Below are 25099 nucleotides of genomic sequence, written 5' to 3'. Positions count from 1 at the left end.
ATGTCCGATCGGGTACGCGTGTTGATCGTGGACGACCATCCGGTGGTACGCCGTGGGCTGCGCACCATGCTCGAGGACGAGCCCTGGGTCGAGGGTGTGGTGGAGGCGGCCTCGTGCGCCGAGGCGCTGGTCGCCGCGGTGACCGAAGGGGTCGGGGTGGTCGCGATGGACGTCGCGCTGCCCGACGGTGACGGGGTGGACGCCACCGCCCGGATCATCCAGAGTCGACCCGACGTGCACGTCCTGATGCTCACCATGGCCGACGACGAGGACGTGGTGAACCGCGCGTTGCGGGCCGGCGCCCGTGGTTACGTCCTGAAGGACACCGATCCGGACACCATCCTGCACGCGCTGCGTACGGTCGCCGGCGGTGGTCTGGTGCTCGGCCCCCGGATCGGGCCGCAGGTGCTGACCACCCTGCGCCGCCAGCCGGTCGAGCTGCCCGCGCCGTTCGACCAGCTCACCCCGCGCGAGCGGGACATCCTGCGGTACCTGGCGGCCGGTGAGGGCAACGCCCGGATCGCCCGCCGGTTCGGGCTGAGCGAGAAGACGATCCGCAACCAGGTCTCGGCGGTGCTGGCCAAGCTCGGGGTCGCCGACCGCGTCCAGGCGGCCCTGCTCGCCCGCGACGTCGGCCTCACCGGATAGCCCCGCCCGGCGACCGTACCTGGTTTAGTCGTTTTCGCGGCAAACGTCCGTTTGGCTGGTTAACGTGACATCGGCGTCACGGCTAACTGTCAAGGGGTGTCTCTGATGTACGGACCACGACGTGCGGGCTGACGACTCGGCCACGTACGAGGTCGTCGTGCTGCTCGGCACCAGGTCGGAGGCGGTGAAGGCCGCCCCACTGGTACGCCGGTTGCGGCTGGACACCCGCGTCACGGTCACGGTGGTCGACACCGGGCAGCACCCCGGACGGGTGGCGGAGGCGCTGGCGCCGTTCGACCTCGCCGTCCAGGTCACCCTGGAACCCGTACGCCGGACCGGGTCGCTCGCCGAACTCGCCGCCGCGCTGCTCACCGCGACCGACGGGGTGCTCGCGATACGCCGCCCCGCCGCGGTCGTGGTCCAGGGGGACACCCTCAGCGCACTGGTCGCCGGGATGGTCGCCTTCTGGCAGCGCATCCCCGTGGTGCACCTCCAGGCCGGTCTGCGTACCCACGACCTGGACCGGCCCTTCCCGGAGGAGGCGAACCGGTCGATGCTGTCCCGGATCGCGGCCCTCAACCTGGCACCCACCCCGACCGCCCGCCAGCACCTGCTCGACGAGGGAGTCCCGGACGACCGGATCGTGGTCACCGGGAGCACCGTGGTCGACGCGCTGCACCACCTGCTCGACCACCAACTCGCCCAGCCGCCCGACTGGATCGACCCGACCCGCCGGGTGGTCGTCGTGACGCTGCACCGGCGGGAGAACCGGGGCGGTGGCGTCTTCGGCGTCTGCTCCGGGCTGCGTTTCCTCGCCCGCCGCTTCCCGGACGTCCAACTGGTCATGGTGACCCATCCGAACCCGACGCTCGGCGCGGCGATGACCGCGCAACTCGGGCACACCCCCGGCATCCGGCTGACGCCGCCGCTGGTCTACCCCGAGATGATCGGCCTGCTGAGCGTCGCCGACCTGGTCATCACCGACTCGGGCGGGTTGCAGGAGGAGGCCGGCACGCTCGGCGTACCGGTCCTGGTCGCCCGGGACACCACGGAACGCCCCGAGATCATCGACTCCGGCCACGGCACCCTGGTCGGCACCGACCCGGAACGGCTCGTCGCCGCCGCCACGCAGGAACTGAACGTACGCTCCACCGCTCAGCGGGCTCTTCCGTTCGGCGACGGCCGGGCCAGCGTCCTGGCGGTCTCCGCGATCACCGACCTGCTCGGCCTGCCGCCGCTACCCGCCGAGCCGACCCGCACCATTGCCCCCGCCTTCCACCCCGGCCACCTTCGCCCCACCCCCCAAACCCCCGCCGCCCTCCGCTGACCCCCACCCCCATCGAGGCCGCGCCCACTCTTGTAGAGAAAGAGTGCCTATCCGGGGTGCAGTAACCACTCGTTCTCTACAAGAGGGGGGGTCTTGGAGGGGGGAGGCGGGTGAGCGGGGACGTTAGGTTCGGCGGGAAACGGGAATCGACCGATCTCCGGGCGACGGAGGGGGACGGGCGTGTCGGTGCCTGAGGATCTGGTCTGCAACGCCCGTGATCATGGCTTGGTGGGGGACGGGGTCACCAACGACCAGCCGGCGTTACAGGCGCTGGTCGACCGGCTCGGTACGGCGTACGCGGCCGACGGGCTGGCCCGGACGATCCACTGCCCGCCGGGCGTCTACTCGATCCGGGACACCGGCACCGTGTGGCGCAGCGGGATCTCCCTGGTCGGTGACGGGATCGGCGCCACCAAGTTCGTACTCAGCAACGAGGGGAACCGGGTCGACCCGGTGCCGCTGGCCTACTTCACCGCCGTACAGCACGGGGCGAGCCGGGAGAACCACATCGCCGACTGCACGTTCGCCAGCTTCGAGATCGACGGCTCCGGTGTGCAGTTGGCCCGCTACGACTACCTGGCCAAGGGCCTCGGCCTCCAGTACGTGATGCGCGGCCGGTTCCGCGACCTCTTCATCCACGACACCGCCGCCACCGGTCTCGGCTGCGACTTCCTCCAGGACACGGTGGTGCAGGGTGTGGTCGCACTGCGCTGTGGTCGGCTCGACACCGGGCAGCAGATGGGCGGCGCCGGCATCGGCATCGGGATCGGCGGGTGGGGGGCGAGCGAACGACTCACCGTCTCCACCTGCACCGCCGTCGGCAACGGAACCAACGGCATCTTCCTCGAACTTCAGCAGAAGATGTGGCCGCCCCCGCGCGGCATCCGGATCACCGCCTGCCACGCCGAGGACAACCGGTTCGGCATCTCCGACTGGGGCGCGGACGGCCTGGTGGTCAACGGGTGCACCATGATCGGTAACCACGAGGCCGGGTTCGACGTCTCGGCCCAGGGCACCTGCGGGATCGCCGGTCGGGGCGGGATCGTCGCGGACTGCATTATCGACGCGAACATCCTGGACGGGCTGAGCATCGGCAACACCCCCGGCCGCTACATCGTGCGCGGCAACCGGATCAGCCGCAACGGCCGCTACGGCTACCGGGAGCACAACCTGGCCGAGGACTCCATCCCGGCTCACGAGGTCGTGATCGACGGCAACGAGATCTGGGAGAACGGCCTGGACGGCGTACGGGTCGACGCCGGTCTGCTCGACGGGGCGATCGTGAACAACCGCATCCGGGACAACGGCCGGCGGGAGGCCGGTGCCGCCGGCGGCTCGGGGGACCGGGTCAGCTACACGCGTACGGCCGTGCGGGACGACGGCGCGACCTGGTTCCCGGACGGGCACCGGGGCAAAATGGTGACGGTAGGTAACTGGACCGCGATGGTCGCCACCAACACCGCCACCGAACTCGTGCTCGCACCGGTCCGGCCCGGTGCCACCACGGCCTGGGCCGGGGGTACGCCACCAGCCGGCGCCACCTACCGGCTGCCCGACACACCCCCGAACCGGGCCGGGATCACCCTGGCTGCCGCCACCTCGGACCTCACCCTGCGCAACAACCGGGTCTGGGACACCCAGCGGTACAAGTCGCAGACCCACGGCCTCTGGGTCACCGGTGAAGGCACCCGAGGCTCGGCCGACTTCCAGGACAACGACTTCGCCGGCAACGCCGTCGCACCCACCCGGGTCGACACCCCGCAGTACGCCTGACCGCGCCGACGCCTCGAACAGAGAATGAGTGGCTCTCCGGGTACGGAAAGCCACTCATTCTCTACAGGTGCGCGAACTCGGTTACGGGGTGGTGCTTCCGAACTCGACCCAGTTGAGGTTGACCAGGGCCGTGGTCGGGCCACCGGTTACCGGGGTGAACACCAGGTAGAGGCGCTGGGGGCCGGCGGGGTAGGTCACCGGAATGGCCTGACTCGCGTAGGCACCGTTGCCGCTGGTGGCGTTGAGTACGGCGGTGGCGACAACCGCCCCGGTCGGCGAACCGACCCGGAGTTCCACGTTGGCACGCGGGGTGCCGACCGTGGTGGCGGATCCACCCGAGTAGCGCAGGGTCACCGTGTTCACGCCGTCGAAGTTGATCGGCTCGAACGCGATGTGGTCGCCGGCATCGATCCCGCCGACCTGTGAACCACCACCGGTGTCGGTGCTGGCGGCGATCGTCACGCCCTGCTGGACCTGGGCGTGCTCGGCCTGCTGCCGCCGTACCTGGATGATCGCCTGACCGACCGTGGTCAGCGCCGGCTGGCCGTTGGCGCCGAGGTCGGTGTACGTGGCGCTGATCCCGCCGTAGAGGTAACCACCGGCGTGGTCGGCACCGTCGGCGGGGGTGGGCAGGGTGCCGGTGCACCCACTGGTCTCGGTCTCGCCGTGGCCGTGGGTGTCGTGACCGAGTACGAACGAGACCGTGACCCGGCTGCAGTCGATCGTCCCGTCCTCGGGGTCGGTGACGGCGACCGTGAACGGCACCGTGTCACCCCAGTTGAAGAACGTACCGCCTGCCGGCACCGTCACCGTGACCGTCGGCGCGGTGTTGCCGACCACGATTTCCCTGGTCAGCACCGCCGTCTTGCCGCTGGAGTCGGTCACCGTCAGCTTGGCGTTGTACACCCCGTTGGCGGTGTACGTGTACGTCGGGTTCGGGTCGGCCGAGTCGACCGTGCCGTTGCTGTCGAAGTCCCAGGCGAAGGAGATCGACTCACCCGGGTCCGGGTCGGACGAACCGGCGCTGGAGAACTGCACCGGCAGCGGGGCCTGGCCGGAGGTCGGGTTCGCCGACAGCGCGGCGACCGGGGAACGGGTGCCCTTCACGTACCGGATCATGGAGAGTTGGGCGTCCGGGTTGGCCCGGAAGAAGCCGTCGCCGTACTCCAGCACGTAGAGGTTGCCGTCCGGCCCGAACTCCATCTCCATCGGGTTGTCGAAGATGACGCCGGGCAGGAACGCCTCCACCCCGGTCAGCTGGCCGCTGCCGTTGGTGCGCATCATGAACAGCTTGTCCCGGGTGAACTCCCCGAACACCACGCTGTTGTTGTAGTACTCGGGGAACTTGGTCTCCGAGGTGCTCTCCGAGTCGTACTTGTAGATCGGTCCGCCGTGCGGGCCGACGCCACCGGTGCCGATGACCGGCCACTGGAAGTCGCAGGTCGCGGGCGGGGTCTGCAGGTACGCCCCGGCGCAGGTGGTCCGGGCCTCGTAGGTGTACCAGAACTGGGGCTGCGCCACCGCCGGCAGGACCGTACGGCCGGTGTTGCGGGGCGAGTTGTTCACCGGGGCGCCGCAGTTGAACGGCTCACCGGAGGTACGGGTGACGAAGTCGTAGTCGATGTACGGCAGGCTCGGCGAGTAGCAGTACGGCCACCCGTAGTTGGCCGCCTTGTTGGTGGCGAACCACCGGCCGGTGCCCTCCGGACCACGGGTCGCACTCGGGGTACGCGAGTCCGGCGAGTAGTCACCGACGTACACGAAGCCGTTGCTGTCCACGTCGAACCGGAACGGGTTCCGCAGGCCCATCAGGAAGATCTCCGGACGGGTCTTGTTGTCGTAGTCGGTGTTCTCCGGGAACAGGTTCCCGGCCGGGATGCTGTACGTACCGTTTTCCTTGACCTTGATCCGCAGCACCTTGCCGCGCAGGTCGTTGGTGTTACCGGCCGAGCGCTGGGCGTCGTAGCCCGGTCCCTGGGTGGGGGACTCGTTGATCGGGTTGAAGCCGTCCGAGCCGCTGGCGTTGGTGTCGTCGCCGGTGATCAGGTAGACGAGACCCTTGCCGTCGAACTTCACCTTGCCGGCGACGTGGCAGCAGATGCCCCGGTCGGTGTCGACCCGCATGATCTGCTGTTCGGTCGCCATGTCCAGCCGTGGGGTCGGTCCGTCGACGAACTTCACCCGGGAGAGCTGGTTGTACCCCTTGAACGCGTTCCAGACCGTCGGGTCCGTGCTCGTCGCCGGGGCGTCGCCCTCGTTGACACCCGGGGTCGCCGGGTTGTCCAGCGGGGTGTTCAGCGGCGGCGAGTAGTAGATGTAGACCCACTTGCTGGTGGCGAAGTCGGGCGCGATCGAGATCGTCTGCAACCCGTCCTCGTCGTGCTGGTACACCGGGACGGTGGTGATGACCGGGCTGGCACCCGTCGCCGGGTCGTACAGCCGGATCTCGCCGCCACGGGTGTTGTGCAGCACCCGGCCGTCGGGCAGGACCGACAGGGACATCGGCTCGCCCGGCTCGTCGTTGAGGGTGACCTTCTCGTAGTTGCCGAGTACGGTCGCCCCGCAGTCGCCCTCGACCACGCCGGCCGCCCACTGGATGCCGCCGAGCAGGTGCTTCTTGAAGCCACCGACCCGGTAGGTCTCGATCGAGTGGCCGAGCCCGGTGTAGAAGGAACGCCCGCCCTGGTAGTCCTTGCACCAGCTCACCGGGTGGTCGAAGCCCATCGTGCCGCCCGCGAAGCTCTTCTCCTGCGCGGTGGCGAGCACGTGCGACGAGCCCCGCACGTTGGTGGTGAAGTTGTACCACTCCTCGGTGAGGGTCAACGTCTGCGGCGTCGCCTCGGTGGCCGGGTGCACCCGGTCGGCGACCTCGACGACACCCGCCTCGGTGCTGGCCACGCCGGACGCCTTGGCGCCGACCAGGTTCTGGTAGAACGCCCAGTCCGGCTCGGTCTCGGCGGCCGCGTGCACGCCGACGTAACCGCCACCGGACTTGACGTACGACTCGAACGCGGCCTCCTGGCCGGGGTTGAGGACGTTGCCGGTGGTGTTGAGGAAGACCACGGCACGGTAGTCGGCCAGGTTCTCCGTGGTGAACGCGCCACCGTCCTGGGTGACCGTGACCGAGAACCCGTTCGCCGCGGCCAGCGACTGGATCGTACGGACGCCGTCGGTGATGGACGGTCGGCGCGTACCGGCGGTCTTGGTGAAGACGAGCACCCGGTAGTCCTCCGGGGCGCGGGCCTCGGAGCGCAGCGCCGCCGGTCCGTTCTCCTCGGTGACCAGGCGTTCCTCGGCGGCGCCCCGATCGGGCGCGGCCGAGGCCGGTACGGCCACCAGGCCGGGAAGCACGATGGTGGCGCCGGCCATGGCGGCAAGCCACCGGCGCAGGGGTCTTGTCATATGTTCCTCCGGGGGTGTGGAGCGGGCATGCGGCGGCACCCGTCGACACCGGACGCGCACGGGTCCGGTGTGGTGGTCTGGTTGTCACGGTGGGGTGTGGCGCCGCATCCGTCTGGATGGTGCGCGATCTCGCAGGAGCCGCCATCGGCTGCCGACCGGTGACGCCGGGTGCTGTCCGCTACCGGGTGGTCGCGCGCGCCGACACGACGATCCACGTTTCCTGCTGTCCGGGCCGGTCGTGGTGCACCGGTCCCGCCACCCGCCTGTACGGCGGAGGATCGTGGGCTCGGCCCGTTCGTGTGGCCGAGGTTCCGGGTACGTGGACGGGGCCGCCTGGCCACCGTCCTACCGGATCAACTGGCCGCAGCGGGCCAGGGGAGCGTTCGCGGGCGGCTGGAGGCTGTCTTGTCCATGTCTCGCTACCTTCCTCGCGACCTGGGCCGCGGCGACGATGCGGGAGTCGGGGGTGGGACAGTGGCGCCGCCGATGCGCCGCTGAAACGTTTTTGTGGGTCCCATGCAGGGGCTCTGGAGTGGCTCTGGCTGAAACAGAACCTTAATCCGTGGGCAACACGAAAGATAGACCCAAGACCAACTAACTTCCGTCGATCCCAGCAGAAGCCCCTGTCTGCTTTGACAAAAGTCCCCCGCCCGGTGCCCCTGCGGAGGTACGCGGCAGTACGCCACCATCTGCCCCGGATCGGCGGGCAGTGAACTGGGTGGGTGGTGTGAATCTTGTGTGAGGGTGCTCGCCGGACGGGGCCCGGTCCACCCGGGACTAACTACGCTGACGGTTCGTGAGCACCCTTACCCGCGTACGTGTCTGGCTGGTGGTGTTTGTCATCGGCCTGGTTGTCAGTGGCGTCACCGCGTTCCCCCTCGAAGCGGAGAGTCGCCTGCTGGTCCGGCTGCTGCATGCCGACTGGTCGCCGGCACCCGAACACCTGCCGGTGCTGGTCGAGTGGATCGACCACGTGCACCGGGGCATCGTCGCCACCAACGACGAGTTCCCCTTCCTCGCGTACGGAACGGACTGGCTGGCCTTCGCCCACCTGGTCATCGCGATCGCGTTCTGGGGCCCGTACCGCGACCCGGTGCGCAACATCTGGGTGGTCCACTTCGGCATGATCTCCTGCGTCGCGATCGTCCCGCTGGCGCTGATCGCCGGCCCGGTCCGGGGCATTCCCTGGTGGTGGCAGCTCATCGACATCTCGTTCGGGGTCTTCGGCATAATCCCGCTGCTCTTCGCCCATCGAGGCATCCGGCAGCTCGCCGCCGCCCCGCCCGACACCGCTGCCCTGCCCGACACCGCCGCCCCGTCCGACGCGACGGGTCCGGCCGACGCCCCGGTCCCGTCCACGACGCCGGTGTCGGAGGAGTCCGGTGTCGGCGTGGGCGAGTCGGGTGCGGTTCGGCGGCCCGGCGTCCCGGCCGGCGGGTCATAGGGGTACCCGGGCGGCCGGCTCTGTTCCGGCTCCGATCGTTCCGGTCCCGATCGTTGCGGTCCCGCATCCCGCAATCCGTACGCCGCTTGCACCGCTCCGGCATCGGGTGGTGACCTTATGATGTTTGGGCGGTGTGTGTTGTCGCGGAGTTGTCGGTGACGGTAGAGGCGAGGTTGGGCGCGGTGGTCAGAGGTAGGTTCATCAGGTTCGACGAGGCGCGTGGATACGGATTCATCACGCCGGACGGTGGCGGCGAGGACGTCTTCGTACACGCGAATGTCCTGGGCGACGGGAAATACGCGTTTGTGCCGGGCGTACCAGTGGAGTTCGACGCGGTGGAGAGCGATCGGGGGATGAAGGCCCTCGCGGTCCGCATTCTCAAAACGGAACGTAGCGGAACCCCCGCCGGCAATGGAACGCTGTCCGGTGTGATCGCGGGCGGGACGGAGCGCTCCGACGACGACGGCATGTGTGACGTACTCACGTCGGCCGGGTTCCGGCACGAGGTGACGGAGTTGCTGCTCGAAGCCGTACCGACGTTGACCGGGGCGCAGATCGTGCAGGTGCGGCAGGGTCTGACCGTGCTCGCCCAGCGCCACGGCTGGGTGGAGCACTGACGGTGGGTCGGCACCCGACGGGCGGGCCGCGGCAGGTGTCGCGACCCGCCCGCGGTTTGTGAAGGCGCTTTTATAACTCACGAATCCGCCGAAGACCACTATTCTGTGGGTCATTCGCCATGAATACTCGTACGGCCCGGATAAGACAGCTCTCATCGGCGTCGCATTGACTTGGAATTGTTCCGCTACCTAGATTTCCAGCTATTCACGTCGCTCCGACAGCGGGTGTTGCGGGCGACGTGTTCCGGCAGGAATACCTGGAGGCGGCACATCATGTCAGAAATTCGCGCAATGCGGCGGGCGCTGGGCGCGGTACTCGGCGGGCTGGTTGCGGCCCCGGTCGTGCTCGTCCTTTCCGCAGGACCGGCGCAGGCGGCGCCGAGCTGCGGCGCGGTGGTCACCGTCAGTACGACGGTCACCGCGAACCTGGTCGACTGCCCCGGAGACGGACTGGTCATCGGGGCCCACAACATCGTCCTCAACCTCAACGGCCGGAGCATCGACGGCGTCGGGCTCGGTGTGGGCGTACGCAACGGCGGCTTCGACGGGGTGACCATCCGCAACGGCACCATCAGCGGGTTCGACCACGGGGTCCAGCTCAATCCCGGCACCACCCAGAACCTGGTCACCGCGATCACCGCCCGGCACAACGAGGTCGCCGGGGTGGAACTGGTCAACGCCGACACCAACAACCGGGTCATCGGGAACCTGCTGGAGTTCCAGTCCCAGCGCGGGGTTGCCGTGCTCGGCGGTTCGACCGGCAACATCGTGCGCGGCAACACCGTACGGGACAACCGGGACGGCATCTACGTCGAGAACTCGGCCAGCAACACGGTCGAGACCAACCAGGTGATCGACAGCAGCGACCGGGGGATCGAGGTGGTCGGGTCGCAACGGGTCACGCTGCGGTCCAACACCCTCACCGGCAGCGGGGACGCGGCGCTCGCCCTGACCGGCTCCAATCTGAACACCGTCGACGGCAACACCGTCACCGGCAGCGGCGACGCCGGGATCCTGCTCGGCACCTCGCACGACAACCAGGTGGTCAACAACCGGGTCTCCGGTAGCGGTGACGCCGGGATCCTGCTCGACCTGGCGCAGCGCAACACCGTACGGGGAAACAACCTGAACGTCACCGCGCCCAACGCCAGCGGGATCGAGCTGATCGGGGCGAACGGCAACGTGCTCCAGTCCAACACCGCCAACGCCCAACTGGGCAGCGGTGTCGAACTCCAGAACTCCTCCGCCAACCGGTTGCTGACCAACACCGCCAACACCAACAACGGGGCCGGTGTCTTCGTCACCGGTGGTGCCGAGACGGCGGGCAACGTACTCGACGGGAACACCGCCAACGCCAACAACGGCAACGGCATCGTGGTCGACAATGCCGGCAACACGGTACGGCGCAACATCGCCCGGAACAACAGCGGCTGGGGGATCTACGCCGCTCCCGGCAACACCGACGGCGGCGGCAACCGGGCCAGCGGGAACAGCCAGGTCGGCCAGTGTTACGGGGTGAGCTGCACGGCGTGACCCAGGGCGGTTCCGGGCGGTTCGGGCGCACGCCCGCCCCCGGAACCGCACCGGGCCGTTCCCGGCCAGCCCCGACCAGGTGCTGCCCGGACGCGACTTCCCGATCCCGGGACCGTCCGGTCGGGGTGTGACCCTCCCGGCTAGCGGGGCGGTTCGGGGTCGGTCACGTCGGCGACGGTGGCGGCCAGGGTACGCAGTGCCTCGTCGGCTGCCAGGGCGATCGCGACGCCCCGCTCGCCGGCGCCGAGGGTGATCCGGCGCCCGCGTACCCGCTCGTCGGCGACAACCGGCCATGCGGTGGTGGAACCGAACGGGGTGATGGTGCCGCGCTCGTACCCGGTCGCGTCCATGGCCGCGCCCGCGTCGGGCAGGGAGAGCCGGTTGACGCCCAGCAACGCGCGCAGCCTGGGCCAGGAGATGACCCGGTCACCCGGTACGAGGACAAAAACGTAGTCGTTGTCGCCCCGACGGATCACGATCGTCTTCACGATGTCCGCGACCTCCATGCCCAGCGCGGCGGCGGCCTCGGCCACACTGCCCACCGGTCCGTGCCGGATCACCTCGTAGGGGACGGCGGCGGAGTCGAGGGCGGCGGAGGCGGAGCCGGACATGGCTGCACAGTACCTCCGGCCGGGGTGAGCCGGTCCGGGGTTCGGTCAGCGACCGCCCCACCTGCGTATCCATCGGATGTCGCCCCCTCGAACGCGGTCGGTGACCGGCCCGGGAACACGGGGTTTGTCGGCTCACTTACCCACCGTGGTTGTGAAAGCGTTCAAGAGGCTGGTAGACATCGGATGTATCACGGCTGTTGGGTGCCCGAGAGCCGGATGAGTCGCACCGCACCGGGCGGTCGGCGTGGCGCGCCGGGTGCAGCGTCGCCGCCACGCCGGGCGGTGCGGGCTCGCCGACTCCGTGGCGCCGCACTGCGAGCCTGTGAGCTGACTGACCGCGCGGGCCGGAGGGGAACGAGCATGGCGCTCACCGACGAAGCGATCCACAAGATCAAGGAAATGATCGTCTCCGGCGAACTGCGCCCCGGTGACCGGCTGCCCAAGGAGGCCGATCTGGCCGACCGGCTCGGGCTGTCCCGCAACTCGCTGCGCGAGGCCGTCAAGGCGCTGTCGGTGATCCGCGTCCTGGACGTACGCCAGGGCGACGGCACCTATGTGACCAGCCTCGACCCCGGTCTGCTGCTCGACGCGATGAGCTTCGTCGTCGACTTCCACCGCGACGACACGGTGCTCCAGTTCCTGGAGGTACGCCGGATCCTGGAACCCGCCGCCGCCGCGATGGCCGCCCAGCGGATGACCGAGGAGGGCATCGCCAAGCTGCGTACGCTGCTCGACGGACTCGGCGGTGAACCGACCATCGACGCACTGGTCGCCAACGACCTCGAATTCCACCGGCAGATCGCCGCCGGTGCCGGCAACGACGTGCTCTGCTCGCTGATCGACAGCCTCTCCGGCCCCACCACCCGGGCCCGGATCTGGCGCGGCCTCACCCAGGAGAGCGCGGTCGCCCGCACCCGTGAACAGCACGCTGCCATTCTCGACGCGATCGCCTCCCGCCAGCCCGAACTGGCCCGGTCCTGGGCCACCGTGCACGTGGCCGGGGTCGAGGAGTGGCTGCGCCGCGCGCTCTGAGTCCCACTCGTCCCGGAGCCGCCGTGGCCGATGGGGTTTCGTGGCGGACCCCGGCTACCCTGCCGGCGTGCATGTCATCGGCAGGACCGACCCATCGTGACCGTGCAGCCGCCGACCCCGGGCCCGTCCCGCGCGGTGCAGTACGCCGTCCTTTTCGGATACGTCGCGTTCCTCGTCGCCTGGCTGCTCGGTGCCGGCCGGCTTCGGGATACCGGATACGGGGAGCCGGTCTACCTCGCCGGCGGCCTGGCCATCCTTGCTGCCCAGTTCCTCCTGCTGTGGGTGAACGGCCGGGACGAGTCCGTCCGAGCGGTGACCGGTTTCGCCCCGCCCACCCTCGGGGGGCCGCCGGTCCTGGTCGCGCCCGCCCGCGCGTGGTGGCGGACCGACCGGGCCTGGGTGCTCTTCGCCGGCCTGCCGACGATCCAACTCTGGATCTTCTCGTACGAGGGTCTGGACGGGGACGGTTGGGTCACCTGGTTCGCCTGGATCGTCACGCTGATCGCCGTGACGGGCGTGGTCGTGGCCATCGCGATGGTGCTGCTGGAGATCCGTCGCGGCGCCGACCTGGAACTGCGACGGGACGGACTGTTCCTGCCCGGACCGTTCGGGGGTACGGAGTTGCCGTGGGCGGAGGTGCCGTCCGGCCGGCTGAAGGGACGCCGTCACAACAACCGGCTCGTCCTGCGGGTGCGGCGGCGGGACTCGACCAGCCTTCTGCGGCGCAGGCGGGCAACGGTCTGGTTCGACCGGTACGCGGTCTCCCCGGAGTTCCTGACCGGCGCGATCCGGCACTACCTCGATCATCCCGCGCGCCGGGTCGCCATCGGCACCCACGAGGAGCACGCGCGCCTGCACGCCCTGCTCTACCGTGGGCCGGGTCTGCTCGGCTAGACGGCGGTACCGGTCCTAGCTTGTCGCATTTCTGACCGATTGCCCTGGGCCGTTCGGCTAGGGGCCGCCCGGCTACGGGTCTTACGCTCTGCATCATGTTCGATACGCTCCGGCAGGACTTTCGGCGGAACCGGGACCCGTTGGTACGGCTCGTGCTAGCGGTCTTCCGCTTCGGGCAGTGGACGGTCGCCCGCCGTACCCTCACGCGCAGGTGCTGGACGGTGCCGTACAAGGTGTTGAACCTGCTGGTCATCCGCCTCGGTACGAACAGCGACCTCCCCCGGGAGCTGAACTGCGGCCCGGGACTGCGCCTGTTCCACCCGTACGGGCTGGTGTTCCACCGTGACGCCCGGCTCGGGCGGGACGTGAACGCGTACCACCAGGTGACGATCGGGCGACGGGACCACAGCGGTGAGCCGGTCATCGGTGACGAGGTGACGCTGGGCGCGGGTGCGACCGTACTCGGACCGATCGTGATCGGGCGGGGCGCGAAGATCGGAGCGGGCGCCACCGTGCTGGACGACGTCCCGCCCGGCGGTCGGGCCCTCGGACCCCGGGCACGGGTCACCGGCACCCTGCTCGAAACGGCCGAGTGATTCGCGGCCGGGTGATTCGCGGTCGGGTGATTCGCGGTCGGGTGATTCGCGGTCGAGGGGCTATCGGGCGGTGTCCGGCGGAAGCTCGCGGATCACCGCGACCGGGGACTCCGCGTGGTGCAGCAGTTGCTGGCTGACCGAGCCGAGCACCAGCCCCCGGAAACCGCCGTGACCGCGGGTGCCGACCACCACCAGTTGGGCCTGCCGGCTCGCCTCGACCAGCACTTCGGTCGGGTGACCGGTCACCACCTCGCCGGTGATCGGCAGATCCGGGTACCGGTCCCGCCAGCCGGCCAGCTCCTCGTCCAGCGCGTTCAGCTCGGTCCGGGTGACCTCGGCCGGATCCAGGTCGGCTGGACGCCAGGGTGCCCTCGGCTCGGCCCAGGCCCGGATCGCGTGCAGCGGGGCGGCCCGGCTCACCGCCCGCTCGACCGCCCAGGCGAGCGCGAGCCGGGCGTACGGCGAACCGTCCGCCCCGGCCACGATCCGCCTCCGTCCGGGTTCGGCACCCGGACCAGCGTCGGGCAGGGGGCGCACCACCACGACCGGGCAGTGCGCGTGGGCGCTGACCGAGATGGTGGTCGAGCCGGCGAGCAGGCCGCTGAAGCCACCGTGCCCACGGCTGCCCAGCACCACCAGCGCCGCGTCGGCGGACCGCTGCGCCAGTCCGATCCCGGCCGGGGTGTCGAGCACCTCGCCCCGTACGGTCAGGCCCGGGTGGGCGTCGGTGGCCTCGGTGACCGCGGCGGAGACCATCTCCCCGACCGCCCGCCGGGTCGTCTCGTCCGGCCAGGTGCCGGGGCCGGGACCGGGTCCGATCCAGGTCGCGGCGGTCATCCACTCGAAGGCGTACGCCAGCAGGACCGACGTGCCGGTCCGGGCGGCCTCGTCCAGCGCCCAGGCGAGCGCGAGGCGGGCCCCCTCGGAGGCGTCGTAGCCCACCAGGATCGGTCTGTCGGTCATGTCTGCCTCAGTTCGCGGTGCCGGGGTCAACCGCGGGTGCCGATCCAGCGCCACTCGGCCACCCGTGGGGCGTCCTCGCCGTAGCGGCGGGTGTAGTCCTGGCACTCCTGCCGGGCGTCGATCATGGACTGGCGCAGGTGCGCCGCTCGGGCGGAGAGGCCGGGTACCCGGTCGATCACGTCGACCACCAGGTGGAACCGGTCGAGCTGGTTGAGCATCACCATGTCGAACGGCGTGGTGGTGGTCCCCTCCTCCTGATAGCCGCGTACGTGCAGGTTGTCGTGGTTGGCCCGGCGGTAGGTCAGCCGGTGGATCAGCGCCGGATAACCGTGGTACGCGAAGATCACCGGCTTGTTCCGGGTGAAGATGGTGTCGAACTGGGCGTCGGGCAGGCCGTGCGGATGGGCGACCTCGGACTGCAGGCGCATCAGGTCGACCACGTTCACCACCCGTACCCGCAGGTCGGGCAGGTGCCGCCGGAGCAGGTCGGCGGCGGCCAGCGTCTCCAGGGTCGGTACGTCACCGGCGCAGGCCAGCACCACGTCCGGCTCGGACCCCTCGTCGGTGCTGGCCCAGCCCCAGATCCCCAGCCCGCGCTGGCAGTGCAGGACCGCCTCGTCCATCGACAGCCAGTTCGGGCTGGGCTGCTTCCCGGCGACCACCACGTTGATGTAGTGCCGGCTGCGCAGGCAGTGGTCCATGATGGACAGCAGAGTGTTCGCGTCCGGCGGCAGGTAGACCCGGACCACCTCGGCCTTCTTGTTCACCACGTGGTCGATGAAACCCGGATCCTGGTGCGAGAAGCCGTTGTGGTCCTGCCGCCAGACATGGCTGGAGAGCAGGTAGTTCAGCGATGCCAGCGGCCGGCGCCAGGGGATGTCGCTGGTCGTCTTGAGCCACTTCGCGTGCTGGTTGACCATCGAGTCGACGATGTGGATGAACGCCTCGTAGCTGGTGAAGACGCCGTGCCGGCCGGTGAGCAGGTAACCCTCCAGCCAGCCCTCGCAGAGGTGTTCGGAGAGCACCTCCATCACCCGGCCGTCGGGGGAGAGGTGGTCGTCACCGGGCTCCCGGTCGGCGACGAAGACCCGGTCGGTGACCTCGAAGACCGCGTCCAGCTTGTTGGAGGCCACCTCGTCCGGGCCGAAGAGCCGGAACCGGTCCGGGTTGGCCACGATCACGTCACGCAGCCACCGGCCGGTCGGGGTGGTCGCGCCGGTCGCGGTGGCGCCGGGCTCCGGCACGGCCACGCCGTACTCGCGGTATTCGGGCAGCACCAGGTCGCGCAGCACCTCGCCACCATTGGTACGCGGGTTCGCGCTCATCCGCAGGTCGCCCTCGGGCACCAGGGCACACACCTCGGGTACGGGTGAACCGGTGGCGTCGAACAGCTCCTCGGGGCGGTAGCCGCGCAGCCACCGCTCCAACTGGGCCAGGTGCTCCGGGTTGTCCCGTACCCCGGCCAGCGGGACCTGGTGGGCGCGGAAGGTCCCCTCGACCCGGCGTCCGTCGACCTCGCGCGGTCCGGTCCAACCCTTGGGCGTACGGAGCACGATCATCGGCCAGCGGGGACGTTCGACCACGCCGGTGCTCCTGGCCCGGCCCTGGATGGTGGCGATCTCGTCCAGGGCCCGGTCCAGGGTGGCGGCGAGTTCCCGGTGCACCCGGTCCGGATCGTCACCGGCAACCACGTACGGGCGGTAGCCGTAGCCGTGCAGCACGGAGAGCAGGTCCTGCTGGGGGATCCGGTCGAGGATCGCCGGATTGCCGATCTTGTACCCGTTGAGGTGCAGGATCGGCAGTACGGCCCCGTCCCTGGCCGGATTGAGGAAGACGTTCGACAGCCAGCTCCCGGCGAGCGGCCCGGTCTCCGCCTCGCCGTCGCCGATCACGCAGGCCACTATCAGGTCGGGATTGTCGAACGCGGCGCCGTAGCTGTGCATCAGGGAGTAGCCGAGTTCACCGCCCTCGTGGATCGAGCCCGGCACCTCGGCGGAGACGTGGCTGGGGATGCCGCCGGGGAAGGAGAACTGGCGGAACAGCCGTTCCATCCCGGCCTCGTCCCGGTCCACCGACGGGTACCGCTCGCTGTACGTCCCCTCCAGCCAGGTGTTCGCCACGACCGCCGGGCCGCCGTGTCCCGGCCCGGTCACGAAGATCATCGGCAGCCGGCGCCGGACGATGGTCCGGTTCAGATGCGCGTAGATCAGGTTCAGCCCGGGGCTGGTGCCCCAGTGTCCGAGCAGCCGGGGCTTGATCTGGTCCGGGGTCAGCGGCTCCCGCAGCAGCGGGTTGGTCATCAGGTAGATCTGGCCGACGGTCAGGTAGTTCGCCGCCCGCCAGTACGCGTTCAGCCGACGCAACTCGTCGTCGGTGAGCGGGGCGTGCGGATCCAGCGCGGTGTCCATCGGTCTGAGCCTGCCGCCTGCCGGGTGCTCGCGCAGCCGGATCGGTGGATGTCCCCCGAGCGGGGACGCTCAGGCCTGCACGTACAGCTCGTGGGCGGTCCGGACGATGACCACCGGGGCGGGGGAGTGGTAGAGCAGGGTCTGGCTGAGCGCCCCGAGCATGCTGCGCGAGGGTTGTTCCCCGCGCATGCTCACCACCACGACCTCGGCCGCGTGCGACTCGCCGAGCAGGATCTGCTTCGAGTCGCCGCTGCGGACCCGGGGGACGACCCGTACGTCCGGGTACTTCTGCCGCCAGGGTTCCAACGCCCCGTCGAGTTCCTCGGCCACCGAGGGGTCCGGCTCCTCCGACGGATCGTCCGCCTCCCAGATCCGGAGTGCGACCAGTTCGGTGTCGCGCCAGGAGGCGGAGTCGAACGCGAAGCCGAGGGCGTTTGTCGTACCGGCGCCGCAGTCGATGCCGACCAGCACCGGCCCCGGCGGTGGGGAACTCTCGCGTACGACCAGCACACTGCATCCGGCGCGGGCGGCGACCTGCACCGACAGGGCGTCGATCGGTACGGCGGTCTGGCCGGAGAGCCCCCCGTCGCCCAGGACCATCATCGCGGCGCTGCCCGACTCCCGCAGCAGGGTGGTGAGCGCCGGTCCCTCGATCAGGGCGCAGGAGAGCCGGAGTTCGGGTTCGGCCTCCGTCGCGGCGTGGGCGGCCTCGTTGAGAAGCCGTTCGGCGGGTCCACGAAGCTCTCCCTCAAGCGGGGTCGACGGGTCGGCCACCCAGTTGAAGGCGTGCACGATCCGTAACGTCCGTTGGTGTGCCGCCGCCTCGTGGGCGGCCAGCCGCACCGCCGTCATCCCCTGTACGGAGTCGTCCACCCCGACCACGACCGGCGCGTTCGCGGGCAGGCTCATCGTCGTCACCTCCGGGCCCGGTCGCCGGCACCGGGTGGCGGGCTGGCTCGCAGCGTCTGTCTCCGGTACTGACAGTAGTGGCGGCTTCGAGCCGGCGGACCGGGTTCGGTAGGTCGGGCGCGGCGACTCGGTCGAGGGTGCGGCGACTCAGTCGAGGCAGAACTCGTTGCCCTCGACGTCCTGCATCACGAGGCACGACTCGTTGTCGCCGTCGGCGGTCAGTAGTCGTACGCGTACCGCGCCGAGCGGGATCAGTCGTGCGCACTCGGCCTCGAGTGCGGCCAGGCGTTCCTCCCCCACGAGCCCGGTGCCGACCCGGACGTCGAGATGCACCCGATTCTTGACGACCTTGCCTTCGGGTACGCGCTGGAAGTACAGCCGCGGGCCCACCCCCGAGGGGTCGACGCAGGCGAACGCCGAGCCCTGCCGCTCGGGCGGCAGGGAGCGATCGAAGTCGTCCCAGGTGGCGAACCCCTCCGGCGGCGGCGGTACGACGTACCCCAACACCTCGCACCAGAAACGGGCGACGCGCTCGGGTTCTGCACAGTCGAAGGTGACCTGGAACTGCTTGACCGATGCCATCGGCCCACCATAGAAGCAGGGGTCCTCTGCCCTCCTCCACGGCCCACCCCGGTTCCCCTTACGCCGGAAACGACCGCCGCCGTGGAATCACGCCCTCGGCGCGGCTGCCTGACGTACGCCCGACGTGCCGGCGCCGGTCCCGACCGGAGCCGGCGCCGACCGGCCCGGATGTGACGGTCGCCGGCTTGTCGACTGCAAGGTATGACATAGAGGATATGTATTTGCATCAATCGATTGGGGCTAGCGTGAGGCGCACTGAGGGCGTTGCCGCACCGGACCGGGATCCGGACGGAGCGTGCGCAGCGTTCCTCAACCCCCAATCGAAGGGACCGTCAATGCAGCACAGATCCTCGTCTGTCGCAGCGGCAATCCTGCTCGCGGCCGGCATGCTGGCCACGCTGCCGCAAGCGGCCTCGGCCAAGCCCACCAGCGAGGCGGCACCGGCCGTCTCCGCGGAGATCCTCAGCGCGATGCAGCGCGACCTCGGCCTCACCGCCGGCCAGGTGCAGGCGCGGCTCGCCGCTGACGACCGGGCCGCCAAGGCCGAGGAGTCGCTGCGCGGCACCCTCGGCGGCAGCTTCGGCGGCGCCTGGCTCGCCGACGGCAGCCAGGTTGTCGTCGCGGTCACCGACGCCGCGTCCGCCGAGCGGGTACGCGCCGCCGGTGCGCAGCCGAAGGTCGTCGCCCGCAGCGAGTCGGCCCTGACGGCGATCAAGGACACCCTCGACGCGAAGGGCACCGCCGCGCCGAAGGCCGTCACCGGCTGGTACGTCGACGTCACCAGCAACACCGTGGTCGTCGAGGCCACCGCGGACGGTCTCGCGGCAGCCAGCACCTTCGCCGCCACCAGCGGTGCGCCGGCCGGCTCGGTCCGGATCGCCGTCGCGGCCGAGGCCCCGAAGACGCTCTACGACATCCGGGGCGGGGACGCGTACTACATCGGCGGCGGGCGCTGCTCGATCGGCTTCTCGGTGAACGGCGGCTTCGTCTCGGCCGGACACTGCGGCACCACCGGCTCGGCCGTCCAGGGTTCGAACCGGGTCGCCGCGGGCAGCTTCGCCGGCTCCTCGTTCCCCGGCAACGACTACTCGTTCATCCGGACCAACTCCAACTGGGTCCCGCGCGGTGTGGTGAACCGGTACAGCGGCAGCACCACGGTGGCCGTACGCGGCTCGACCGAGTCGGCCGTCGGCGCCTCCATCTGCCGGTCGGGCTCCACCACCGGGTGGCGCTGCGGCACCGTCCAGGCGAAGAACCAGACCGTGCGCTACTCGCAGGGTTCGGTCGGCGGCCTGACCCGTACCAACGCCTGCGCCGAGCCGGGTGACTCGGGCGGCTCGTGGCTCAGCGGCAACCAGGCCCAGGGGGTCACCTCCGGTGGCTCGGGCAACTGCTCCAGCGGCGGCACGACCTACTTCCAGCCGGTCCGGGAGATCCTCTCCGCGTACGGGCTGAGCCTCGTGCTCGGCTAAGCAGCGGCAAGACCACGAACGGGCCGGCGTACCCACGCCGGCCCGTTCGCCAACGTCATATCGATGCGGGGTACGTCACGGCCCGCCGGGTCGCTCGGCTCCGCGACTTGCTGCACACTGACGCCCGTGAGCCAGCGAAGCGATACCAACAGTGATGGCGGCCTACGCTCCGCAGTCGTGGTGAACCCGACCAAGGTCGACGCCGCACAGTTGCGCACCACCGTCACCGGCGCGCTCGCCGACGCCGGCTGGCCCGAACCGCTCTGGTACGAGACCACGGTGGAGGACCCCGGCCGGGGACAGGCCCAGCGGGCGGTCGAGGCCGGGGTCGAGGTGGTCTTCGTCTGCGGTGGCGACGGCACCATCCTGTCCTGCGTGAACGCGCTGGCCGGCACCGAAGTCGCGATGGCGGTGCTGCCGGTGGGCACCGGTAACCTGCTCGCCGCGAACCTCGGGCTCTCCGGCGACGTGGCCGCCGGCATCGAGGTGGCGATCGAGCGGGGCCGCCGGCTGCTCGACGTCGGCGTGGTCGACAACCAGGTCTTCACCGTGATGGCCGGCATGGGCTTCGACGCGCAGATGCTCGCCGCCACCTCCGAGACGACCAAGGCCCGGATCGGCTGGCCGGCGTACCTGGTCGGGGCCGTACGCCACCTGCGCGACCGGCCGATGCGGGTGTCCATCCGGATCGACAACAAGCCACCGCTGCGCCGGCGGGCCCGGACCGTGCTGGTGGCCAACGTCGGGCGCCTCCAGGGCGGCGTACGCCTGCTGGCCGACGCCGAACCCGACGACGGCTACCTCGACGTCGCCATCCTCACCCCGCGCACGATCGGGCAGTGGGCCCAACTGCTCTGGGGAGTGATCAACCGGCACAAGCGGGTGCCCCGGATGGAGGTCTTCCGCTGCCAACGGGTGCAGATCACCAGCAACCGCCGGCAACCGAGGCAGCTCGACGGCGACCTGATCACACCCGACAAGGCGCTGCGGGCGCACATCCGGCCCAAGGCGCTCTGGTTGTGCGTACCGCGACCGGCCGAGGCGCCGGACCTGGCGGTGGACGCCGAGTCGGTGACCGAGCGGGGGGCGCGCCGGGTGGAACGAGTCCACGGTGAGTAGCACCCGCATCGTTCCGGAGACCCGGCTGATGGCGGACGACCAACTCTCCGCCGACGACGCCTGGCACACCCTGCGCCGGTACGGCGGCTGGCACCTGCTCCGGGACGCGTTCATCCGGTTCCGGTACGGCGACGGCTTCAGCCACTCCCGGGCCACCGCCCTGCAACTCTGCCTGGCGGTGGTCCCGTTCCTGATCGCGCTCACCGGCCTGATCAGCGACCTCGGGGTGGAGGACGGCGGGCGGGTGGTCGCCGACACCGTGGTCGCCCTCACGCCCGGCCAGAGTGACGCCATGGTCGAGGAGTTGCTGGTCGACACCGAGCGGACCGAGGACGCCGGTGAACTCGCCCTGGCCCTCGGTCTGATCACCGGACTGTTCGCCCTGACCACCACGATGGCGCAGGTCGAGCGGGGCGCGAACCGGATCTACGGGGTGGAGCGGGACCGGCCAGCGCTCCGCAAGTACTTCCGTGCGGTCCTGCTGGCGCTCGGTGCCGGCGTACCGGCGCTGTTCGGGTTCCTCATCCTGGTCGGCGGCGGACCGCTCGGCGACTCGGTGCAGCGCTACTACGCCTGGGGCGAGGTCGCGCACACGACCTGGAACGTGCTCCGCTGGCCGTTGAGCCTCGGCCTGACCGTCTTCGCCGTCGCGGTGCTGTTCCGGTACGCCCCGCGCCGCCACCAGCCGAGCGTGTCCTGGCTGCTGTTCGGCGCCACCCTGGCCACCGCCCTCTGGTGGCTGGCGAGCGTCCTGCTGGCCACGTACGTGAGTCTCAGCGACGGGTTCGGGGAGACGTACGGGGCTCTCGCCGGCATGATGGCGCTGCTGCTCTGGGCCAACCTCACCGGGATAGCGCTCCTCGGCGGGCTGGCCTTCAGCGCCCAACTGGAGGCACTGCGGATCGGGGTTCCGGAGCCGGCCGAGCCGGACCGCTGGCAGCCCCGTACGGACCGGACCGTGCCGGTCGCGCGTACGGGCGAACACGACGCCACCGCCGACGACCGAACCGACCCGGCACCGCATTCACCCTGAGTCCGGGTGTACCGCGCGACCCCATCGGGTATCGGCACGCCAGGCATCGAGGAGGTGCGGGTGTGAGCGCGGTCAAGGACATACTGCGGCGACCGGGCGGCCAGTTCACCGAACGGAGCCTGGCCGGCCTCGTGTTCATCGTCGGCACCGGGGCGGGATTCGCCCTGCTGCTGACCCTGGTCCGGGTCGAGTGGGGACCGTTGCGCCGGATCGACAGCGGCGTGGCGGCCTGGTTCAACGAGCTGGTCTCCGCGCACCACCCGCTGGTCACGGTGCTCCGGGCGATCACCGACCTGGGCGGTCGACCGATCATGGTCTGGCTGGTCACGGTCGCGGTGGTCGGGCTGCTGATCCGCCGGCAGGGCCGGTTGGCCGGCTACCTCCTGGTCACCGGGGCCGGTGCGCTGGCCCTGGACCCGTCGCTCAAGGCACTGGTCGGGCGCCTGCGGCCGGTGGTCGACGTACCGGTGGCGGCGGGAGTGGGCAACAGCTTCCCCAGCGGACACGCGCTCGGTTCGCTGGTCGCGTACGGGGCCCTGCTGCTGGTGTTCCTGCCGGCCATCCGGCCCCGGTGGCGGCGCCCGGCGATCGCGTTCGTGGCCGTACTGGTGTTCGCCATCGGGCTGACCCGGATCGCGCTCGGGGTGCACTTCGTCACCGACGTACTCGGTGGTTGGCTGCTCGGGCTGGCCTGGCTGGTCGTCACCGGGTACGCCTTCCGGCTCTGGCGGCGCGAGCGGGGCCGCCCGGTCCCGGAGCTCACCGAGGGGCTGGAACCGGAGGCCCGGCAGGACCTGCGGCCGGCGCCCGCCGAGGAACGGATGCTGCCGCACCCCTGGGCCGGCACCGCCGAGCTGGTGACCGGGTGGGTGCTGGTGTTCGCCGCCCTGTACGGCTTCGGCATGCTGGTCAGCTACTACGCCGACGGCACGTTCGTGGCGTGGCTGGACACCGAGGTGCCGCGCTGGTTCGAGGAACACCGTACGGCCACTCTCGACTCGGTCAGCTACGGCTGGAGCAAGGCCGGGGACACGCACGCCATCCTCCTCGTCTCGTTGATCTTCTGTCCGCTGATCCTCGCCGTCTGGCGCCGCTGGCGACCGGTGCTGTTCGTCGTGCTGACCATGTTCGGGGAGCTGTCGCTCTTCCTGACCACCGCCCGGGCGGTCGACCGGCCCCGTCCCGCCGTGGAGAACCTCGACGGCCAGATGCCGACCGCGTCGTTCCCGTCCGGGCACATCGCCGCCACCATGTGCCTCTACGCGGCGATCGCGATACTCGTGATGCCGCGTACGGACCGGTGGTGGCGCTGGCTGACCGTGGTCGCCGCGGTGGTCATGCCGCTCGGCGTCGCGCTCTCCCGGATCTACCGGGGCATGCACCACCCGAGCGACTTCGCCGGTGCCATCCTGCTCACCGTGCTCTGGGTCGGCCTGCTCTACCTGGTGGTACGCCCGAACGCGGACCTCGAACAGGACGACCCGGCGAGCAAGCCGGAACCCGCGGTGCTGGATAGAGTGGCGGCATGAGGATCGGCCCGGAGCAGACCGTCCCGTCCGCCAGCACCGGCCCGGCCCCGCGCCGGGTGGTGCGGGTCCCGGCCAGCCGCGTCGCGGCCACGGTCGGGTCCCCGCCGGCCGCCACCGGTCCCACGCCGCCCCCGCTGCTGCGCCGCCTGATCGGCTCCGTGCTGCGCCGGGTACGGCTGCGCCAGGGACGGACCCTGCGCGACGTCGCCCGGATGGCGGGCGTCTCGGTGCCGTACCTCTCCGAGGTCGAGCGGGGCCGCAAGGAGCCCTCCTCCGAGGTGCTGGCCGCGATCTGCCGCGCCCTCGGGCTGCACCTCGCCGACCTGCTCGAACAGGTACGCGACGATCTGTCCCGGATCGAGCCCGCCCGCCCCGTCGGTCCGCCGCGTGCCGGGGCGCCGTCGTCCGGCGGCCCGGCACGCGAGATCTCTTGCGCTGTCAGCGGATCTCCCGACAGCAGAAACCGTTCCCTGCGCCCCCGCCGCCGAGGGAGGCTGCACGAGTCGGTTATCCGGGCGAGCACCTCGCCCGCCGGCCGGGCAGGAGGCGGGATCTATGAACGGGCACAGGGTGTGGATGCGCGCCGAGGCGCAGGCCTCGTTCGGCGATCAGGTCTACGACCGGTTGCTGCAGGAACGGATCATCTTCCTCGGTACTGAGGTCGACGACGACTCCGCGAACCGGATCAGCGCGCAGATACTGCTGCTGTCGGCCGCTGACCCGGGGCGGGACATCAAGCTCTACATCAACTCGCCGGGCGGCTCGATCAGCGCCGGCATGGCGGTCTACGACACGATGCAGTTCGTTCCGAACGACGTCGCCACGATCGCCCTGGGGCTGGCCGGTTCGATGGCACAGTTCCTGCTCTGCGCCGGCACCGCCGGTAAGCGCTACGCCCTGCCGCACGCGCAGGTGATGATGCACCAGCTCTCCGGCGGTATCGGTGGCACCGCCGCCGACATCGCCATCCAGGCGGAGAACATGCTCCACGTCAAGCGGACCACGCACGAGCTGCTGGCCCGGCACACCGGCCGCACCGTCGAGGAGATCACCCGTGACTCCGACCGGGACCGTTGGTTCACGGCCGAGCAGGCGAAGTCGTACGGGATGATCGATCACGTGATCGCCCGAGCCGGCCAGATTCCGGACCCGGCGCCGGCGCCGGCCTGACCGCATCGATCCGGGGACCGGCCGCTGGTCCCCGGAC

21 protein-coding genes are annotated in these 25099 nt (G+C 70.5%); 15 read left to right on the top strand and 6 right to left on the bottom strand.

What is annotated here, in order from left to right:
* The 3 genes from OIE47_RS02810 to OIE47_RS02800 all read left to right on the top strand — a co-directional run bounded on the left by OIE47_RS02810 (position 1) and on the right by OIE47_RS02800 (position 3748).
* A complete protein-coding gene (locus OIE47_RS02810; RefSeq protein ID WP_326559902.1) occupies positions 1-648 on the top strand; it encodes a response regulator transcription factor in 648 nt (215 codons plus the stop codon).
* A 121-nt stretch (positions 649-769) separates the two neighbouring features.
* The gene (gene wecB, locus OIE47_RS02805) at positions 770-1975 is read left to right on the top strand and encodes a non-hydrolyzing UDP-N-acetylglucosamine 2-epimerase (RefSeq protein ID WP_326559901.1); all 1206 of its coding nucleotides are present in this window, start codon (positions 770-772) and stop codon (positions 1973-1975) included.
* A gap of 153 nt (positions 1976-2128) precedes the next feature.
* Positions 2129-3748, top strand: a complete 1620-nt coding sequence (locus OIE47_RS02800; RefSeq protein WP_326562976.1) for a right-handed parallel beta-helix repeat-containing protein — start codon at positions 2129-2131, stop codon at positions 3746-3748.
* An 81-nt stretch (positions 3749-3829) separates the two neighbouring features.
* Here the strand turns inward: OIE47_RS02800 and OIE47_RS02795 are convergent, their stop codons facing one another.
* A complete protein-coding gene (locus OIE47_RS02795) occupies positions 3830-7150 on the bottom strand; it encodes a ThuA domain-containing protein (protein WP_326559900.1) in 3321 nt (1106 codons plus the stop codon).
* A 796-nt stretch (positions 7151-7946) separates the two neighbouring features.
* Here OIE47_RS02795 and OIE47_RS02790 point away from each other — a divergent pair.
* The 3 genes from OIE47_RS02790 (at position 7947) to OIE47_RS02780 (ending at position 10744) form a co-directional block, all read left to right on the top strand.
* Positions 7947-8594, top strand: a complete 648-nt coding sequence (locus tag OIE47_RS02790) for a hypothetical protein (protein WP_326559899.1) — start codon at positions 7947-7949, stop codon at positions 8592-8594.
* A gap of 182 nt (positions 8595-8776) precedes the next feature.
* Positions 8777-9211, top strand: coding sequence for a cold-shock protein (locus OIE47_RS02785; protein WP_326559898.1), 435 nt, complete (start codon positions 8777-8779; stop codon positions 9209-9211).
* A gap of 273 nt (positions 9212-9484) precedes the next feature.
* Positions 9485-10744 (top strand): right-handed parallel beta-helix repeat-containing protein, encoded by a 1260-nt coding sequence (locus OIE47_RS02780; protein WP_326559897.1) that lies wholly within the window; start codon positions 9485-9487, stop codon positions 10742-10744.
* 140 nt (positions 10745-10884) lie between these two features.
* On the opposite strand, the gene OIE47_RS02775 is transcribed toward OIE47_RS02780, so the two are convergent.
* A complete protein-coding gene (locus OIE47_RS02775) occupies positions 10885-11355 on the bottom strand; it encodes an aminoacyl-tRNA deacylase (protein WP_326559896.1) in 471 nt (156 codons plus the stop codon).
* A 360-nt stretch (positions 11356-11715) separates the two neighbouring features.
* Between OIE47_RS02775 and OIE47_RS02770 the strand changes: the two genes are divergently transcribed.
* The 3 genes from OIE47_RS02770 (at position 11716) to OIE47_RS02760 (ending at position 13877) form a co-directional block, all read left to right on the top strand.
* Positions 11716-12387 (top strand): FadR/GntR family transcriptional regulator, encoded by a 672-nt coding sequence (locus tag OIE47_RS02770; RefSeq protein WP_326559895.1) that lies wholly within the window; start codon positions 11716-11718, stop codon positions 12385-12387.
* A 96-nt stretch (positions 12388-12483) separates the two neighbouring features.
* Positions 12484-13281, top strand: coding sequence for a hypothetical protein (locus tag OIE47_RS02765; protein ID WP_326559894.1), 798 nt, complete (start codon positions 12484-12486; stop codon positions 13279-13281).
* A gap of 95 nt (positions 13282-13376) precedes the next feature.
* On the top strand, positions 13377-13877 hold the full coding sequence (locus tag OIE47_RS02760; protein WP_326559893.1) for a serine acetyltransferase: 501 nt from the start codon (positions 13377-13379) through the stop codon (positions 13875-13877).
* A 60-nt stretch (positions 13878-13937) separates the two neighbouring features.
* On the opposite strand, the gene OIE47_RS02755 is transcribed toward OIE47_RS02760, so the two are convergent.
* The 4 genes from OIE47_RS02755 to OIE47_RS02740 form a co-directional block, all read right to left on the bottom strand.
* The gene (locus OIE47_RS02755; protein ID WP_326559892.1) at positions 13938-14840 is read right to left on the bottom strand and encodes a universal stress protein; all 903 of its coding nucleotides are present in this window, start codon (positions 14838-14840) and stop codon (positions 13938-13940) included.
* 26 nt (positions 14841-14866) lie between these two features.
* Positions 14867-17248, bottom strand: a complete 2382-nt coding sequence (locus tag OIE47_RS02750; protein WP_326559891.1) for a phosphoketolase family protein — start codon at positions 17246-17248, stop codon at positions 14867-14869.
* A gap of 69 nt (positions 17249-17317) precedes the next feature.
* Positions 17318-18157, bottom strand: a complete 840-nt coding sequence (locus tag OIE47_RS02745) for a universal stress protein (protein WP_326559890.1) — start codon at positions 18155-18157, stop codon at positions 17318-17320.
* Between the two features lie 147 nt (positions 18158-18304).
* On the bottom strand, positions 18305-18739 hold the full coding sequence (locus OIE47_RS02740) for a VOC family protein (RefSeq protein WP_326559889.1): 435 nt from the start codon (positions 18737-18739) through the stop codon (positions 18305-18307).
* Positions 18740-19074: 335 nt separating this feature from the next.
* Between OIE47_RS02740 and OIE47_RS02735 the strand changes: the two genes are divergently transcribed.
* The 6 genes from OIE47_RS02735 (at position 19075) to OIE47_RS02710 (ending at position 25062) form a co-directional block, all read left to right on the top strand.
* A complete protein-coding gene (locus OIE47_RS02735) occupies positions 19075-20211 on the top strand; it encodes a S1 family peptidase (RefSeq protein WP_326559888.1) in 1137 nt (378 codons plus the stop codon).
* Between the two features lie 177 nt (positions 20212-20388).
* Entirely contained in the window at positions 20389-21330 is a 942-nt protein-coding gene (locus OIE47_RS02730) for a diacylglycerol/lipid kinase family protein (RefSeq protein WP_326559887.1), read from the top strand.
* Positions 21323-22363, top strand: coding sequence for a YihY/virulence factor BrkB family protein (locus tag OIE47_RS02725; RefSeq protein ID WP_326559886.1), 1041 nt, complete (start codon positions 21323-21325; stop codon positions 22361-22363). Before OIE47_RS02730 ends, OIE47_RS02725 begins: the two co-directional genes overlap by 8 nt.
* Positions 22364-22425: 62 nt before the next feature.
* A complete protein-coding gene (locus OIE47_RS02720; protein ID WP_326559885.1) occupies positions 22426-23892 on the top strand; it encodes a phosphatase PAP2 family protein in 1467 nt (488 codons plus the stop codon).
* Entirely contained in the window at positions 23889-24551 is a 663-nt protein-coding gene (locus tag OIE47_RS02715) for a helix-turn-helix domain-containing protein (RefSeq protein ID WP_326559884.1), read from the top strand. Before OIE47_RS02720 ends, OIE47_RS02715 begins: the two co-directional genes overlap by 4 nt.
* A complete protein-coding gene (locus tag OIE47_RS02710) occupies positions 24469-25062 on the top strand; it encodes an ATP-dependent Clp protease proteolytic subunit (RefSeq protein ID WP_442792041.1) in 594 nt (197 codons plus the stop codon). The genes OIE47_RS02715 and OIE47_RS02710 overlap by 83 nt, the downstream gene beginning before the upstream one ends.
* Positions 25063-25099: the final 37 nt, after the last annotated feature.

The sequence above is a fragment of the Micromonospora sp. NBC_01796 genome, assembly GCF_035917455.1.
In the GTDB taxonomy this organism is placed as follows: domain Bacteria; phylum Actinomycetota; class Actinomycetes; order Mycobacteriales; family Micromonosporaceae; genus Micromonospora_G.
Note: the sequence above shows the minus strand (reverse complement) of the source record. Positions and strands in the feature narration are given on the sequence as shown.

What these genes read in the sequence shown, in the direction of transcription:
- OIE47_RS02810 (WP_326559902.1), top strand. Translation starts at nt 1, where the DNA reads ATGTCCGATCGGGTACGCGTGTTGATCGTGGACGACCATCCGGTGGTA.
- OIE47_RS02780 (WP_326559897.1), top strand. Translation starts at nt 9,485, where the DNA reads ATGTCAGAAATTCGCGCAATGCGGCGGGCGCTGGGCGCGGTACTCGGC.
- OIE47_RS02745 (WP_326559890.1), bottom strand. Translation starts at nt 18,157, where the DNA reads ATGAGCCTGCCCGCGAACGCGCCGGTCGTGGTCGGGGTGGACGACTCC.
- OIE47_RS02775 (WP_326559896.1), bottom strand. Translation starts at nt 11,355, where the DNA reads ATGTCCGGCTCCGCCTCCGCCGCCCTCGACTCCGCCGCCGTCCCCTAC.
- OIE47_RS02770 (WP_326559895.1), top strand. Translation starts at nt 11,716, where the DNA reads ATGGCGCTCACCGACGAAGCGATCCACAAGATCAAGGAAATGATCGTC.
- OIE47_RS02710 (WP_442792041.1), top strand. Translation starts at nt 24,469, where the DNA reads ATGCGCGCCGAGGCGCAGGCCTCGTTCGGCGATCAGGTCTACGACCGG.
- OIE47_RS02715 (WP_326559884.1), top strand. Translation starts at nt 23,889, where the DNA reads ATGAGGATCGGCCCGGAGCAGACCGTCCCGTCCGCCAGCACCGGCCCG.
- OIE47_RS02795 (WP_326559900.1), bottom strand. Translation starts at nt 7,150, where the DNA reads ATGACAAGACCCCTGCGCCGGTGGCTTGCCGCCATGGCCGGCGCCACC.
- OIE47_RS02755 (WP_326559892.1), bottom strand. Translation starts at nt 14,840, where the DNA reads ATGACCGACAGACCGATCCTGGTGGGCTACGACGCCTCCGAGGGGGCC.
- OIE47_RS02750 (WP_326559891.1), bottom strand. Translation starts at nt 17,248, where the DNA reads ATGGACACCGCGCTGGATCCGCACGCCCCGCTCACCGACGACGAGTTG.
- OIE47_RS02760 (WP_326559893.1), top strand. Translation starts at nt 13,377, where the DNA reads ATGTTCGATACGCTCCGGCAGGACTTTCGGCGGAACCGGGACCCGTTG.
- OIE47_RS02740 (WP_326559889.1), bottom strand. Translation starts at nt 18,739, where the DNA reads ATGGCATCGGTCAAGCAGTTCCAGGTCACCTTCGACTGTGCAGAACCC.
- OIE47_RS02735 (WP_326559888.1), top strand. Translation starts at nt 19,075, where the DNA reads ATGCAGCACAGATCCTCGTCTGTCGCAGCGGCAATCCTGCTCGCGGCC.